The sequence below is a fragment of the Actinacidiphila guanduensis genome, assembly GCF_900103985.1.
Classification (GTDB): Bacteria; Actinomycetota; Actinomycetes; order Streptomycetales; family Streptomycetaceae; genus Actinacidiphila; species Actinacidiphila guanduensis.
Map to the genome: position 1 here is coordinate 1 of NZ_FNIE01000024.1, position 15,529 is coordinate 15,529.

Annotated in this window: 11 protein-coding genes; 5 read left to right on the forward strand and 6 right to left on the reverse strand. The window is 74.6% G+C overall.

The window, feature by feature from the left end; translation table 11 throughout:
* The coding region (locus BLR33_RS37295; RefSeq protein WP_456049206.1) for an SCO2400 family protein at positions 1 to 309 on the reverse strand (309 nt) is incomplete at its 3' end.
* Between the two features lie 399 nt (positions 310 to 708).
* Between BLR33_RS37295 and efeU the strand changes: the two genes are divergently transcribed.
* From efeU to BLR33_RS32330, 5 genes are all read left to right on the forward strand, one after another.
* Positions 709 to 1,560 (forward strand): iron uptake transporter permease EfeU, encoded by an 852-nt coding sequence (gene efeU / locus BLR33_RS32310; protein ID WP_093788268.1) that lies wholly within the window; start codon positions 709 to 711, stop codon positions 1,558 to 1,560.
* A gap of 156 nt (positions 1,561 to 1,716) precedes the next feature.
* Positions 1,717 to 2,895 (forward strand): iron uptake system protein EfeO, encoded by a 1,179-nt coding sequence (gene efeO / locus BLR33_RS32315; protein WP_093788270.1) that lies wholly within the window; start codon positions 1,717 to 1,719, stop codon positions 2,893 to 2,895.
* A 3-nt stretch (positions 2,896 to 2,898) separates the two neighbouring features.
* On the forward strand, positions 2,899 to 4,203 hold the full coding sequence (gene efeB, locus BLR33_RS32320) for an iron uptake transporter deferrochelatase/peroxidase subunit (protein WP_093788272.1): 1,305 nt from the start codon (positions 2,899 to 2,901) through the stop codon (positions 4,201 to 4,203).
* 178 nt (positions 4,204 to 4,381) lie between these two features.
* A complete protein-coding gene (locus BLR33_RS32325) occupies positions 4,382 to 5,155 on the forward strand; it encodes an SDR family NAD(P)-dependent oxidoreductase (protein WP_093788274.1) in 774 nt (257 codons plus the stop codon).
* 140 nt (positions 5,156 to 5,295) lie between these two features.
* Positions 5,296 to 6,135: a helix-turn-helix transcriptional regulator gene (locus BLR33_RS32330; protein ID WP_093788276.1), complete on the forward strand. Its 840-nt coding sequence runs from the start codon at positions 5,296 to 5,298 to the stop codon at positions 6,133 to 6,135.
* Between the two features lie 161 nt (positions 6,136 to 6,296).
* Here BLR33_RS32330 and BLR33_RS32335 read toward each other — a convergent pair whose 3' ends face one another.
* From BLR33_RS32335 to BLR33_RS32355, 5 genes are all read right to left on the reverse strand, one after another.
* Positions 6,297 to 7,592 carry an extracellular solute-binding protein gene (locus BLR33_RS32335; protein ID WP_093788278.1) on the reverse strand — a complete coding sequence of 432 codons (1,296 nt, stop codon included), beginning with the start codon at positions 7,590 to 7,592 and terminating at the stop codon, positions 6,297 to 6,299.
* Entirely contained in the window at positions 7,589 to 8,527 is a 939-nt protein-coding gene (locus BLR33_RS32340; protein WP_093788280.1) for a hypothetical protein, read from the reverse strand. The genes BLR33_RS32335 and BLR33_RS32340 overlap by 4 nt, the downstream gene beginning before the upstream one ends.
* Positions 8,524 to 10,281: a VWA domain-containing protein gene (locus tag BLR33_RS32345; protein ID WP_093788282.1), complete on the reverse strand. Its 1,758-nt coding sequence runs from the start codon at positions 10,279 to 10,281 to the stop codon at positions 8,524 to 8,526. Before BLR33_RS32345 ends, BLR33_RS32340 begins: the two co-directional genes overlap by 4 nt.
* A gap of 98 nt (positions 10,282 to 10,379) precedes the next feature.
* Positions 10,380 to 12,632, reverse strand: a complete 2,253-nt coding sequence (locus BLR33_RS32350) for a tetratricopeptide repeat protein (RefSeq protein ID WP_093788284.1) — start codon at positions 12,630 to 12,632, stop codon at positions 10,380 to 10,382.
* Positions 12,633 to 13,186: 554 nt separating this feature from the next.
* Positions 13,187 to 15,241: a serine protease gene (locus tag BLR33_RS32355; RefSeq protein WP_143031795.1), complete on the reverse strand. Its 2,055-nt coding sequence runs from the start codon at positions 15,239 to 15,241 to the stop codon at positions 13,187 to 13,189.
* Between the last annotated feature and the right edge of the window lie 288 nt (positions 15,242 to 15,529).

Here is a 15,529-nt window from a genome sequence, read left to right on the forward strand (position 1 = left end):
CATCGCCAGCGCCCCTACGACAGCCACCGCCCCCACCCCGTAGACAGCCACCCGCCGCCGCCCCCGCTTGGCCCGCCGCGCCGCCTTCCGCCGCTCCTCGACCCGCCGAGCCGCCCGCCCGCCACCGGCCCCGAACTCCTCGCCGTACGCCCCGCCGTCCCCCAGCCCGTCGGGCAACCCCTCGGAGACCAACGGCAAAGGCGCGGTGTCCCCGGCCGGCGGCACCGTGAGCCGATCGGCAGGAGTCCCGCAACCGGGGCACGAGTAGGCACCATTGAGGTGGCGCCGACACGTGTAGCAGTAGTCCATGGCGGAAGGACACTAGGGGACACGTACAGGACAGGGAAACCCTGGCCACCCGCTTCCCCTCCCTTTGCCCGGAAACTCCGCGACACCCCCCGCACACACACGCCACGGCCCAGCCGCACTCCCACCCCAGCCGCGCAACGCGTACCACCAACGAACCGCCCAGCCGTACACCCGCACCCGCAGCGGCAGCGGCAGCGGCAGCGGCAGCGGCAGCGGCAGCACCCTCACACGCCAGCGCGAGCAACCCCGCCCCGTTTACGGGTGACACTCCCCACACGGAGCCCGGATTGTCGAAATTGGCGGCGCGAGCGGCTTGACGCGTGACATGCCCGGTCCGTAGAAATTAGGGTGACCTAACCTAGGGCAGGCTCCCCTAACCGCCGCGAAGAAGGACCGCACATGCTTCCCACGTTCGTCATCGGCCTCCGCGAAGGACTGGAGGCTGCCCTGATCGTCGGCATCATTGCCTCCTTCCTCGGCCAACAGGGCCGCCGCGACGCGCTGCGGAAAGTGTGGCTGGGCGTCGGCGCCGCGGTGGCGATCTGCGTGGCCGTGGCGATCGGCCTGCAGGTGGCCTCCAGCGACCTGCCGACGCGCCAGCAGGAGCAGTTGGAGACGGTCGTCGGCGCGATCGCCGTGGTGATGGTCAGCTACATGGCGCTGTGGATGCGCCGCCACTCGCGGAACCTGAAGAAGGACCTGGAGGGCGCGGCCGGCCAGGCGCTGGCCACCGGCTCGGCGACGGCACTGGTCGTGATGGCCTTCCTGTCGGTGCTCCGCGAGGGCTTCGAGACCGCGGTCTTCCTGCTCGCCACCTTCAACGAGAGCGACAACCCGGCCTACGGCGGCACCGGCGCGGCGCTGGGCATCCTGGTCGCGGCGGTCGTGGGCTACGGCATCTACAAGGGCGGCGTGCGGATCAACCTGTCCCGCTTCTTCCGGATCACCGGCGTCGTCCTGGTCATCGTCGCGGCCGGCCTGGTCTCCACCGCGATCATGACCGCGTACGAGGGCGGCTGGATCGACCGCAACAACCCGGCGTTCAACCTGGACTGGCTGGTGCGGCCCGGCACCCCGATCGCCTCGGTGGTCACCGGCGTGCTCGGCATCCAGCCCAACCCGAGCTGGGCGATGGTGACCGGCTGGCTCGTCTACGCCGTCCCGATGGTCGCGGTCATCCTGTGGCCGACCCGCCGCAAGGCCCCCGCGAAGCCGCCGGCCGACCTGCCGGTGAACGCCAGCGCCGGCTGACGACCGGCCGCGACCGGCCCCGCCCGACAGCGCTGGACACCGGCCCCGTCCGGCAGCGAGAGCGCCCCGCACCACCCGTACGCCCGCGTACCGCCCCTGAAACGAACCGTCCCGACTTCCGCCGTGCCCGCACGGCCCCGTACCGAGGAGCCCACCGTGACCCGCCCTGCCCCCACCCGTCGCATCCTGGCCTGCGCCGCGACCGTCGTCTCCGCGGGTCTGCTGCTGACCGCGTGCGGCGGCCACGACACGAACTCCTCGGCCTCCGGGGCCACGGCGAAGAACGCCGGCGGCAAGACCGCCACCGTGACGATCAGCATCACCGACAAGGACTGCGCGCCCAGCCCGGCCAAGGTCCCGGCCGGCGCCGTGAAGTTCAAGGTGAGCAACAAGAACTCGGCGAAGGTCACCGAGGCGGAGCTGCAGGACCACGGCAAGATGCTCGGCGAGAAGGAGAACCTGACGCCGGGCCTGTCCGGCGACTTCACCCTCAACCTCGACAAGGGCACGTACTCGGTCTACTGCCCGGGCGCCGACACCGACCGCACGGCCTTCTCCGTCACGGGCGCGACGACGAAGACCTGGAAGGACGACCCGCAACTGGTCGCCGCCACCCAGCAGTACGGCACCTGGATCGACGGCGAGGTCAAGCAGCTCGTCACGACCACCGACGCGTTCACCGCCGCGGTCAAGGCCGGCAACATCGACGAGGCGAAGTCCCTGTACGGCAAGGCCCGCATCCACTACGAGCGCATCGAGCCCACCGCCGAGATCTGGGGCGACCTGGACGCCCGGATCGACGGCCGCGCCGACGACGCCGCGACCCCGGCCGACTTCACCGGCTTCCACCGCCTGGAGCAGGCGCTGTGGCAGAAGAAGTCGCTGGCCGGCACCGCCAAGCTCGCCGACCAGCTGGACGCGGACGTCAAGACGCTCAACTCCCAGGTGCCGAGCGTCGAGTACCAGCCCGCGGTGATCGCGAACGGCGCCACCGACCTGATCAACGAGATCCAGTCCTCGAAGATCACCGGCGAGGAGGAGCGCTACTCGCACATCGACCTGCTGGACTTCGACGGCAACCTCGCGGGCGCCAACGAGGCCGTCTCGGTCCTGATGCCCACGCTGAAGCAGAAGGACGCCGCGCTGGCCACCGAGATCGACCAGCGCTACCAGGCCGTGCTCACCGCGCTCAAGAGCTACGCGGCCAAGCCCGGCTACGAGGGCACCGGTTACGTGGACTACCGGAAGGTGACCGACGCCCAGCGGCGTACCCTGGCGCAGACCGTGGACGCCTACGCCGAGTCCGTCTCCAAGATCGCCGGAAAGATTGCCTGACCCGTGACCGATACTCCGGACATCACCCCCGCCCCCGACGAGGCGGGCCCCGAGCGGGCCGCTGTCAGCCGCAGGCGGCTGCTGGGCGCGGTCGGCGCCGGAGCGGCCGTGGCCGGCGCCGCCCTGGGAGCCGGCGGCGCCGTCCTGGCCCACCACGACAGCGGCTCGTCCGGCGCGGACGCCGCCGGCTCGGGCCCGCAGACCGTGGCGTTCCGTGGCGTCCATCAGGCCGGCATCGCCACGCCGTCCCAGGACCGGCTGTGCTTCGCCACCTTCGACGTCGGTCCCGGCGCCACCGCGGCCGACCTGCGCGAGCTGCTGAAGACCTGGACGGCGGCGGCCGAGGCGATGACGCTGGGCAACCCGGTGCCGGGCAACCCCGGCGACCTGTACACCCCGCCGGAGGACACCGGCGAGGCGGCCGGGCTGCAGCCGGGCAACCTCACCATCACCATCGGCTACGGGCCCACCCTCTTCGACCGGCGGTTCGGCCTCGCCGGCCGCCGCCCGTCGGGGCTGGTGAAGCTGCCGCACCTGCCCAAGGACAACCTGGACCCGGCGAACTCCGACGGCGACCTGTGCGTGCAGGCGTGCGCGGACGACCCGCAGGTGGCCTTCCACGCGGTGCGCAACCTGCGCCGGCTCGCCTTCGGCACGCTGGTGCCGCGCTGGATGGAGCTGGGCTTCGGCCGCACCTCCTCCACCACCCCGCAGCAGGCCACCCCCCGCAACCTGATGGGCTTCAAGGACGGCACCCGCAACATCGACGGCACCGACGCCGCGCTGATGGGCGCGCACGTGTGGATCGGCGACGAGGAGCCGCAGCGGTGGGCGCGCGGCGGCTCGTACCTGGTCAGCCGGAAGATCCGGATGCTGATGGAGCAGTGGGACCGGGACCGCCTCGGCGACCAGCAGGACGTCTTCGGGCGCTTCAAGTCCACCGGGGCCCCGCTGACCGGCAAGGCGGAGTTCGACACCCCCGACTTCCACGCGAAGTCCGGCGGCCAGTACGTCATCCCGGCCGACGCGCACATCCGGCTGGCCGCGCACGAGAACAACAACGGGCTGCGGATCCTGCGCCGCGGGTACTCCTACACCGACGGCATCGACCCCGAGACCGGCGACCTGATGGGCGGGTTGTTCTTCATCGCGTTCATGAAGAGCCCGCAGCAGTTCATCACCCTGCAGACCGCCCTCGGGCAGCACGACGCGCTCAACGAGTACATCCAGCACATCGGCAGCGGGCTGTTCGCCGTGCCGCCGGGGCTGGCCGCCGGGCAGGACTGGGGCACCCAGCTGTTCGGCTGACAGGCGAGCCCGCCCGGGCGGCTCGGGCGGGTTCGGGCCGGAAACGGCCGGCCCGTCTCAGCCGGGGACTGCCTATCCCTGGTTGAGGCGGGCCTTCATCCGCGGCTGCGGTGGACGCAGGCTGGTGGTGCAGGCAGAAACACGGGGCCCAGGGCCCCCGTCCGCACAGGAGCACACCATGTCGCAGCAGACCGACACCCGCCGTATCGCGCTGGTCACCGGCGCCAACCGGGGACTGGGCCGCAGCACCGCGCTGAAGCTGGCCGCCGACGGCGTCGACTCGATCATCACCTACCGCAGCCACGAGGACGAGGCCAAGGCCGTCGTCGCCGAGATCGAGGCGCTGGGCGGCACCGCGTACGCGCTGCGGCTGGACACCGGCCGGATCGAGGACTTCCCGGCGTTCACCGACGAGGTGCGGCGGGTGCTGAAGGAGGGCTGGAACCGGGACACCTTCGACCACCTGGTCAACAACGCCGGGCACTCCGGGAACGCCAGCATCGAGTCCACCACCGTCGAGGAGTTCGACGACCTGGTCGCCGTCCACTTCCGCGGCGTCTTCTTCCTCACCCAGGCGCTGCTGCCGCTGATCGCCGACGGCGGCCGGGTGGTCAACGTCTCCACCGGCCTGACCCGCTTCACCTCCCCGGGCAAGGCCGTGTACGGGGCGGTCAAGGGCGCGATCGAGGTGTTCACCCGCTACCTGGCGGTGGAGCTGGGCCCGCGCGGCATCACCGTCAACACGGTGGCGCCCGGCCCGGTGGCCACCGACTTCAGCGGCGGCCTGGTCCGGGACACCCCGCAGGTGCAGGAAGTGCTCGGCGGGCTGACCGCGCTCGGCCGGGTCGGGCAGCCGGACGACATCGGCGACGCGGTGTCCCTGGTCGTGGCGCCCGAGGCCGGGTGGATCAACGGGCAGCGCATCGAGGCGTCCGGCGGCATCCACCTCTGAGAGGGCACGGAAGGGGCGCCGGGGCGGCACCGGGCCCCTGCGCACCGCCCGCGGCGCTCACCGGAGCGCTCGCGGCATCCGGCAGGCACGAGGCCGCCCGGTATGCCGGCGGTCCCGCCCGGAGGAGGGAGACTGGCGGCATGGACAGGGAACAGCTCGCGGACTTCCTGCGGACCCGGCGCGAGGCGCTGCAGCCCGAGGACGTGGGGCTGCCGCGCGGGCAGCGGCGCCGTACCCGGGGACTGCGCCGCGAGGAGGTCGCCGCGCTGTCGGGGATGTCGGCGGACTACTACGGGCGGATCGAGCAGGCGCGCGGCCCGCAGCCCTCGGAGTCGATGCTGGCCGCCATCGCGCGCGGGCTGCACCTGACGCTGGACGAGCGCGACCACCTGTTCCGGATGGCCGGCCACAGCACCCCGCCGCGCGGCCTGCGGGGCGAGCACGTCAGCCCGGGCGTCATGCGCATCCTGGACCGGCTCGCGGACACCCCGGCGCAGGTGATGGGCCCGCTCGGCGAGACGCTGGTGCAGACCGCCCCGGCGATGGCCCTGGTCGGCGACGAGACGCGCTTCACCGGGCCGGCCCGCAGCATCGCCTATCGCTGGTTCACCGACCCGGCCACCCGCCTGGTCTACCCCGAGGAGGACCACGGCCTCCAGGGCCGCTTCCTCGCCTCCAACCTGCGCGGTGCCTACACCCGGCAGGGCCCCGGCTCGCCGGCCGCCGAACTGGTCGACGAACTGCTCGCGGTCAGCGGAGAGTTCGCCGACGTGTGGAAGGCGCACGAGGTGGGGTTGCGGCGCAGCGAGATCAAGCGCCTGCGGCACCCGGAGGTCGGTGTGCTGGAGCTGCACTGCCAGACGCTGCACGACCCGGGCCAGGAGCAGGTGCTGCTGGTCTACACGGCCCGGCCCGGCTCGGAGTCGTACGACAAGCTGCAACTGCTGTCGTCGCTGGGGACGCGGCAGCCGGGGAGCTGAGCCGGCGGGTTCGCCGCCGGCGGCGGGGGCGGATCGGGGCCGCGGCCGCTGCGCGCGAACCCGCGCGACACCCGGCGGACGCGGGTGCGGTCAGCTCCGGGGAGCCGATACGGGCAGGTGCGGGCCCCGGTCCGGGTCCGGGGAGGAGCCGCGGCCGCCGGTCAGCCCGTGCCGCACACCGACAGCAGCCAGACCTGGCCGGTGTCGCCGGAGGCGCTGTCGCTGTGCACCCGGTCGCGCACCTTCTCCAGGATGTCCAGCTGCGCGTCGAGACCGCCGGGGTCGGCGAGGTAGCGCAGGGCGGCCAGCGCGAAGGCGTCGCGCATCGCGGAGGGCATCGCGTCGGAGGCGTCGTAGCAGCGCTCGGTGTGCGGGTCGCGCAGCACCCTGGCGATGTCCTGGTCGATCCGGTCGGCGCCGGGGCCCGCGCCCTGGCGGTCGCCGGTGAAGCCGTGCTGGGAGCGGCTCCAGCGCTGCTGGACGTCGGGCCGGGCGAGGTAGGCGATCAGCTTGCGGGCCTGCGGGGTGGCGCGGAACATCGCGGCCAGGTCGCCGGAGACCTCCCAGTCGGCCGTCTCGGTGCCGGCGCCCGGGACCAGGTCGTGGGAGTGGGCCTCGGCGGGACCGGTGACGATCCAGGGCTGCTCGGTGCGCACGAAGGTGGCCTGGTGCTCCAGGGTGCAGGGCCGGGCCGCGCCGGGCAGCAGCCCTCGGGCGGCGTCGCCGTAGCCGGTGACCATGGCGTTGCCGACCAAGTGCCGGTCGCCCGCGCCGACCATCGCGCCCCAGGTGCGGAAGGCCCGCCGGACCGCGGGCGCGGTCCATTCCAGGTTGCCGGTGGCCCACTCCTGGTAGACGTCGTGGCCGGCCTGCTGGAGCAGGATGTCCTCGATCCAGTCGGTGCCCGGCCAGCCCGAGGTGGCGCCGTCGGCCATTCCCAGGCACCAGGAGTCCTGCTGCCGTGCGGCATCGGCGAGTTGGGCGGGCTTCATCGTGGCGGGGTGCCACACCAGGCTCTTCAGGTCGGTCTTGATCGGCACCCAGTAGGTGTGCGCGGTGTCGCCGGGGCCCAGGGCGCGCGATCCCCAGGGCGCGGCGAAGTCGGCGGTGTCCACCAGGCCGTCCAGCGGCTGCAGCCGGCCCTGATGGGCGTATCCGGCCAGCTCACCGGGGCCGGGCAGCACCGCGACATCCGGGGTGGTGCCCGCCTCGGCGTCGGCGGCGAGCACCTGGCTCACGGCCGAACTGCCCTGGTAGAGCACGTGGATGTGCTCCTCGGACTCGAATCCGGCGATGACCTTCTCGCGGAACAGCGCCTCGTTGCCGCCGGTCCAGTTGGCCAGCACCGTGACGGAGCCGTGCCAGGCGACGGCCCTGACGACGACCACACCGGTGACGGCGAGCACGGCCAGGCACAGCGCGGCGGCGCCCAGTGTCCTGCGGCCCGGGCGGCTCATCGCGGCGCCCTCGGTCGGTACTCGTTGATCCGCGGTTGCAGACCCCACATGACCAGGCTCACCAGTACCGCTCCTCCCCCGAGTATCCCGTAGCCGGCCGTGGCCCGCAGGCCCGTGCCGCGGGTGCGGCGGGCGATCTCCGCCGCGGTGTCGCCGATGCCGGGACCCGCGTGGTCGCCGTGCAGCAGGGTCCTGACGTGGAACAGACCGGTGTGGGTCTGCCAGGTGAAGACCACCAGGACGGCGGCGCCGGCCACCAGCAGCAGTCCCGCGGCGGCGAGTTGGCGGTTCCAGCGGGTGCGGAAGCGGGCCCGGGTGAAGCGGTGCGCCTCGGCCAGGGCGGCGACCAGCAGCACGCAGAGCAGCGCGGCCAGCGTCCACCCGGTCCACAGCATCCAGCCGAAGGACGCCTGCCGGTCCGCGGTGCGCACCTGCTGGGCCCGCAGCGCGTTCAGCCGCCCCATCACCGAAGTGTCCGACGTCCTGGCGTCCTTGCCGCCCAGCATCTCGGTGGCGTAGTACACGTACCCTGCGTGCTCCAGCGAGTCCGCCCGCACCTTGTCCGCCTCGGCCACCCAGCCGGTGTAGGTGGTGATCAGGCCGAAGAGGGTACGCAGCGTCTCGCGCCCGTCCGCGCCGGTGACGTCCTCGGCGGCGGCCGCCGCCAGGCTCTGGTCGGCGGTCGAGATCTGCTGGTAGAAGTCGCCGGTGCCGGCCCGGTCGGCGGCCACGTCGTTCACCACCCGGCGCTGCGCCTGCAGCAGCGCGGCCTTGGCGGTGTCGACGTCCAGCACCCCGGCCGAGGTCGAGGTCGCCAGCGGCACCGCCCCCGCGTGCACACCGGTGTAGGAGCCGAACAGCGCGAGGGTGGCCAGCACGCACAGCGCGACCAGCAGCCACTGGCGGCGCCGCAGTTCGCGGGCGGTGGTGCTCACGGCGTCTGCGTCCGGCGGCCGCAGGTGGGGCAGAACACCGACTGCTGGGGCATGCGCGCGCCGCAGTGCGGGCAGTCCCGCAACTCCTGTGCGGCGGCCGCGGCTTGGATGCCGTCGGCGGGTGGGCCGAAGGTGGTGTGGGTGCTGGCGGTGAGCAGGTGCTCGAAGTGCGCCGCCGTCACGCCCGCGCGCATCTCGACACGGCCCGCGGCGGCGTCGTGCACCGCCACGATGCGCTGCAGCTCGGCGAGTTGGCGCACCGCGCCGAGTTCGTGGGCGAGCCGGACGGCGGCGGCCAGGTGGTCGAGCACGGCGGGGTCGTGCCGGTCGCGGCGGAAGGCGTCGGCGGCCGACGCGGCGGTGCGGCCCAGGAGCTGGTGCTTCTCTACGTGGGCGCGCTCCAGGTTCCGCCGGTTCTCCGCCTCGGCCCGCACCGGGTCGTCGGTCCACTGCACCAGGCACGGCAGCTCCGCCGGCAGGGCCACCGGCGGCCCGCCCGGCACCCGCACCCGCACGGTGGCCGCCTGCAGGTCCTCGCCGAGCGGCCGCCCCTGCGGATCGACCAGCAGGCACAGCTGGTACCTGCGCCGCTCGTCGCCCCAGGCGCGGGTGGTGAAGACCGCCGCCCCTGTGCCCGGCGCCTGGGGCAGCTGCGCCTCGTTGGGGTGGACCTGCCGCAGGTAGCGCACCTGGGTGCCGGGCATGGGGGTGACGACGATCTCCAGCTCGGGGACGGTCCGCTGTGCCAGCCCGGCCACCAGCCGTCGGTAGGCGGCGGGCAGTTCGCGCTCCTCGTGCACGGAGTTCGCCGAGCCGTGCAGGCGGCCGGTGGCGTCCATCAGCACCTGGGCGTCCCAGCCGTCGCCGATCCCCCAGGCGTCGCAGACGAACTTCCCTTCCAGGGCGTCGAGTACGGCCGCGAGCGGGTTCTCCTCGTCGTGCTCGTTGCGGCCGTCGGTGAGCATCAGCACGTGCGGGATCGCCGCGCCCTGCTCGGCGAGCAACCGCCCGGCCAGCTCCAGCCAGTTGCCGACGCAGGTCCCCCCGTGGGCCTCCAACCCACCGATCGCCAGCGCCGCTTCGCGCCGGGCAGCAGCGTCCGCCGCCCGCATCCCGCCGCCGGGCGGATAGGCGACCTCGGCGGTGTGCGTGCCGCGCACCACGGCGAAGGGCGTCCCGTCGGGAAGGGCGTCCAGGGCCGCGAGGGCGGCTTTGCGTGCCTCGCGGAACTTGCGCTCGGGCCAGTCCATGGAGCTGGAGCAGTCGAGCACGAGGACTTCGGCGAGCCGGGCGGGGACCGGAGCGGCGGAGCCGTGGGGCCGGGCCGGTGCGGCCGAGGCGGGGGCGCTCGCGATGGCGGGGCGGCCGGCAGATGCGGCGCTCCCAACGGACCCGGCCCGCGCGGCAGTTACGGCGGACCCCGTGGGCACGGCGGGGCTGGTCTGCCCGGCGGACCCCGTGGGCACAGCCGGGCCGGTCTGCCCGGCGGACCCCGTGGGCACAGCGGGACCGGTCTGCCCGGCGGACTCACCGGGTGCGGCGGGGCCGGCGGGCGCCGCTCCGCCTGCCGAACGCGCGGCTTCCGCATGCTTGCCCGCCGGGTCCCGCGCAGCCCCGGCGGCGCTGGGCGCCGTGCCCGTCATCGAGACCGTCACGATCGCGTGCAGCTCCTGGCGGCCTCTGCCCACGGCCAGGAAGGTGCGCTGGTCGATAGCGAGGCGGACGGACGGCGCCTGCGTGCCCTGGGTGTCCACTGTGCTTGCTGCTCCCTGACTCCTGTGTCGCGACCGCTCGTCGCGGCGTACCCGGTCCGTACTCACCTCATCCGGCGCAGCGCCCCGCCGGCCCCGCCTCAGAAGCTGCGCTCCGGCCGTACGGCGTAGGCGCGGTCGAGGAGGGCACCGCGTTCCTGGGCGTCGGCGGCGCGGTCGGCCAGGGCCCGCAGCGAGGTGTGGAGCAGTTCGGCCAACTGCTCCCTGCTGTCCGCCCCTTCGAACAGTTCCCCCGTGGGCAGCACGGGGAACTCGGCGGCACCGCGCGGGTCGGCGAACCGCCGCAGATAGGCGGCCCTGCTGCGCGGCCCGCCAGGCTCCTCGCCGCCGCCGAGCGCCTTGCGGACCAGCTCGGCGGCCCGTGCGAGGGCGGCGGGCCGCTCCGGCGGGCCGTTCCCGGGTCCGGTGAGCGGGCCGAGAAAGGCGGCGAGTACGTTCTCGCGGACCTCCGCGACCAGCCGGTCCCGCGACTCGCCGGGCGCGAGCTCCTCCACCCGGTGGGCGGCCTGCCACAGCATCGCCGCCGACGGGACGCCGGGGCCGAGCCGCCCGGTGAGCACGCGGATCGCGGCGACCCGGGCGGTGTCGTAGTGCCGCGAGGTGGAGGGCACCTGGTCGAGCACCGCCACGGCCGCCTCCCGCGCGCCCGGCTCGCGTCCGACCGCCCGCAGCCGGGCCCGGGCCAGCCCGAAGGCCGCGCTCGCCTGGCTGCGGTCCCGCTCCCAGACGGCCGCGTAGAACTCCCGTACCGTCGCCTCGGGGTTGCGCAGCCGCTCCGCGCAGTAGCCCAGCGCCAGTTTCGGCGCCCACTCCCCCGGCACGATGTCGTACACGGCCGCGAACTCCGCCTGCGCCTTGCCGACATGGCCGGCCATCAGGAACTGCAGTCCGCGGTGCCAGGCCAACCGCCAGTCGTAGCCGGCGACATCGCGGCCCATCAGCTGCTCGGCCTCACCCAGCCAGCGGTTGGCCTGCCGCGCCGACTCCGGCTCCCCGCGCAGCAGATAGGCCCGGCACAGCCACAACGCGACCTCCACCGTCCGCAACTCCCGCTCCCGCTCGACCCGTTCGGCCACCCGCTCGGGCACGGCGGCGCCGCCCAGCCGGCCGAGGAAGACCACCGAGCCGTCCTGCGGGTCCGGGATCGGCACCGGCAGGCCGCGGGCGGCCTCGCGCGGCTCCGGCGTGGAGATGTCCAGGTCGGGCGGATCGGCCAGGTCCAGGCCCGGGCGATCGGTCCAGTGCGCGGTGCCGGGGATCGCGCCGAGCCCGGCGCCGAAGAGGACCGCGGTCGGGCCGAAGCGGGTGGAGCGCTCGGGGTGCCGCTCGTGCCGGCCGAGCGCCCGGTGCTCGCGCAGCACCTCCCACAGCTGGCGGGACATCTGCGCGGCGGAGGTGAAGCGGGCGGCGGGGTCGTCATGGGTGGCGCGAGCGATCAGCCGCTCGAAGGAGCGCGCGGCGAGCCCCGCTCCGGGTGCCGCCCGCGCGGCCAGCTCCTGCAGGGTGCGGCCGACCGTGAACAGGTCGCTGTCGATGTGGAATCCGCGCCGCTCGCGCTCGTAGGACAGCGGCGCGTAGTCCCGGGTGAAGGACAGGCGCGACTCGTGGTCGTCGATCCGCCGTACCGCGCCGAGGTCGATGAGCTTGATCTGGCGGCCGTAGTGGATGACGTTGGCGGGCTTCATGTCGCAGTAGAGCAGGCCCTGGTCGTGCAGGTACTCCAGAGCGCCGAGCAGCTTGCAGCCGTAGGTGAGCACATGGTCCAGGGCGAAGGGCTCGCCGAAGATCTCGGCCAGTTCCTCGTCGCTGGAGCGCAGCAGCAGGTTGAGCGGGCGGCCGCCGACGTACTCCATGACGATGTAGTCGGTCGGCTCGGTCTCGCCCTCGGCGAGGTGGCGGCGCGAGGAGATGACGCTGACGATGTCGCGGTGGTGCAGCGAGGTCAGCGACCGCAGTTCCTCCACCGCGCGCCGCCGCGCGATGGCGTCGCTGTTGTTGACCTGCGCCTTGAGCACCACCAGCTGCCCCTCCAGCGCGGTGTCCTCGGCGAGGTACACCCAACTCGTGCCGCCCGGCGTCAGATAGCCCAGCACGCGGTACGTCTGGCTGCCGGCCTCCCCGATCTCCTCGCCGGGCCGCAACTGCGGCCGGAAGGAGTACGGGGTGCCGCACTGCGGGCAGAACCCGTGGTCGGGCGACGGCCCGCCGTCGTAGGCGACCCCGATGGTGCCCGTGCACTCGGGCACACCGCAGTTCCGCCCGCCGACGGGCGGCGGCGCGGGCACCCGCGAGATGGTCGAGAGGGCCGGGGCGGGGATGTCGGGCAGCAGCACGAGCCCGTCCCGGTCGAGCCCTCCGGGGGCCGGGGGTGCAGGTGGCTCGTTGGGCGCGGGGTGCGCGTGTTCGGGGGCGGAGGAAGGGAGTTGGGCGTCGAGGTCTGCTTGCGGGGCTTCGGGAGCGCGAGGAGTGGGGACGGAGAGCCTGCCGGACGCGGGAGTCGGCGAGGACTGTGGAGCGGAAGGCGCGGGCGGAGCCGGGGTCGAGGAGGGTGAGAGGGCAGAAGGCGCTGGCGGAGCCGGAGGTGAGGTGGGCGGTACGGCGGAGGACCCCGGCGGAGCGGGAGTTGAGGACGGCGGTACGGCCGAAGGCGCGGGCGGAACCGGAGTTGGTGACGGTGGTGGGGTCGAGGACGCGGGCAGGGCTGAAGTCGGCGTGGACCGTACTCCAAGGCTGCCCTGCGCGGCAGTCGGCGAAGAAGGCGCGGCGGACGCACCGTTGGGGTCGGCGGGCAGGGCCGGGGCCGCGCGCAGGCAGGTGTCGCAGTAGCCCGTTGCCATGAGGGTGCCGCCCTCGCAGTCGGGGCGCGGGCAGGGCGTACGGGTTCCGGTCATCGGGAAGGACCCGCCCCCTCCCCGCCCTGGCCGTCCTGCCGGTACGGCCCCGCGTCCGGCGCCCGCTCGGCACCGCGCGCGTGGAAGGCGATCCGGGGATCCGGCGGCTGGTGCGGCCTCGGCGGTACGTCTCGGGACTCGCGTCCACCGCCGGGTGCGGGCGGTACGGCTCCTGGGGCGGACTCCTGCGACGCCGTACGCGCCTGCGCCCCACCGCCCGGGGCCTGTTCGGGCTCGTCCTCCGCCCCGGCCTCGTGCCCACGAGCGGTGTCCTGCTCGTCCGCCCCCGCACCGCGCGCGTGCGGGATGCCGTGGGCACGCGGCTCGATCTCCGGCTCCGACGGGCCGGCCGGAACCGCGGGATTCGGCCCGGCGTCGCCCACGGGCGGCCCCTCCGCCGTGGCCTTTTCGCCCAGGGCCGGCTCCGCATCGGACACCCGCCGACCGCCCGGCCCCGCCGGGTCCTCTCCCGCAACGGGGCCGGCGTCCGGGCGGCTGTCGCCGGTCCATGCGTCCACGAACTCCGTGTAGCGGGCCACCGCCGCCTCCGCCGCGGGCATCTCGCAGGGGGTGGCGGCCAGCAGCTCCTGGGCCTCGCGGTAGAGCGCGTCCGCGGCCAAGTCCTCGCGTACGGCGGCGGCTTGGTAGAGGGCGCGGTAGGCGGTGAGGCGGCCCGCCAGCTCCTTGCGGCGCTCGATGAGCCGGTCCATCGCGGTGTTGGCCTCGCGCAGCCGCCGCTCGTAGCGCCGGGCGGACCGCTCGTAGCGGCCCGCGTCGGGGAAGCGGCCATGCGCGGTGAGCACGCCCGTCGTCCCGGCCACGCGCGTCCGCAGCGCCTCGGCCCGTACGAGGGCGTCCAGCGCGCGGTCGGTGTCGGCGCGTACGACGGCGCGGCGCTCGTAGAAGGCGCGGGCGAGCGGCCCGGTGATCCGCTCCAGCCGCTCCACCAGGGCCGCGTGGCGCTGCTGGTTGGGCTCGATGACGAGCTGGCTGCGGGCCCGCGCGTACGTCTCGGTGTCGTGCCGGAAGACGAGCAGCAGCCGGTCCTCGCGGGCCCGCAACTGCGCCAGCAGGTCGAGGAGTTGGCCGGGCTCGTCGGATTCGTCCACGCCGGCGACGACGAGGGTGAGGGTGGGCCGCGCGGCCTGGATGCGCTCCTCGGGCGGCGCGGGGTCGTCGGCGGGCAGCCCGAGGCGGTCGGCGACGCGCTGGGCGAGCCAGTGCGCGGTGCGGCCGGTGACGTCGACGGCGAGGTCGAGGCCGCCGGGCGGGGGCACCGCCGGGTCGTCGGCGCCGCCCGTACCGGCCGACTCGGCGCTGTGCGGGCGCAGTTCGCGGTCGGCGAGGAGCAGCGAGCGGCGCAGGGTGCCGAGCCGTACGGTGTCGTCGGTGCGGACCAGGCTGATCTTGACCTGGCTGCCGTCGCCGTGCCGCCCGTCCGGCCCGCGGCTGTCGCCGCGGAACCACTCGGCGAGGCGGCGGCCGAAGTGCGGGTCGATCAGGGCGGGCAGGCCGGGCGGCAGGGCCTGCAGCGACTCGTCCACGGCCTTGCGCCCACGGGTCCAGCCGGCGGCGCGCGGCAGGTGCCGGACGATGGATTCGGCGGGAACGACGTGGGCTTCCCGGCTCGGCTGCCCGGGGTCGGCGCCGGGCAGCAGCACGCCGAGCAGGTCTCCGGTGAGCGCGTCGGCGACGCCGGCTCCCGCGTGGTCCGGGCCGAGCGGTTCGGCGAGGGCGAGGCGGGCGCGGCCGTCGGCTCCGCCGGGGCCGGGCCGGGTGGTGCCGTCGGTCCACCGGCCGGGGCCGTGGCCCCGCGGGAAGCCGTGGACGCGCACGCGGCGCCCGGGCACCGACAGCCGCAGCAGCGAGCCGGCGGCGCCCGCGGGCGCGGGCTGCTGCAGCCGTATCGCGGCGATGCCGCCGTGCTCGGGCGGGCACACCTCCTGCACGATGCCCGCGCGTGAGCCGCCGTCGCCGAACTCCACGGTGATCCGCTCGCCTTGGGCCACGGTGTACGCGCTCGTCAGCACCCACCCGGGCGCCACCAGCACGCCGGCTCCCGCGACTTCGCCGTCGCCCCGCCGTACGCGCACGGCCCAAGCCGGTGCTCCCCAGGAGTACCCGCCGCCGAATCCCCCTCCGGCCTCCATAGGGGCCCACTCTACGCGTGACGGCCCGTCATGTCGGTGCGAAGCATATGTATTGGGGGTCGTGGGGCTGCTGCGCTCGGGCCACCGGCACGACGGAGGCGCCCTTCGTGCGGTTTGCGGCGATGCCCTGGCGGGGCGGCCCCGCCCGTTCGGCTCCCCCTGCTTGCTCAGCACGGACGTGTCGGTGGT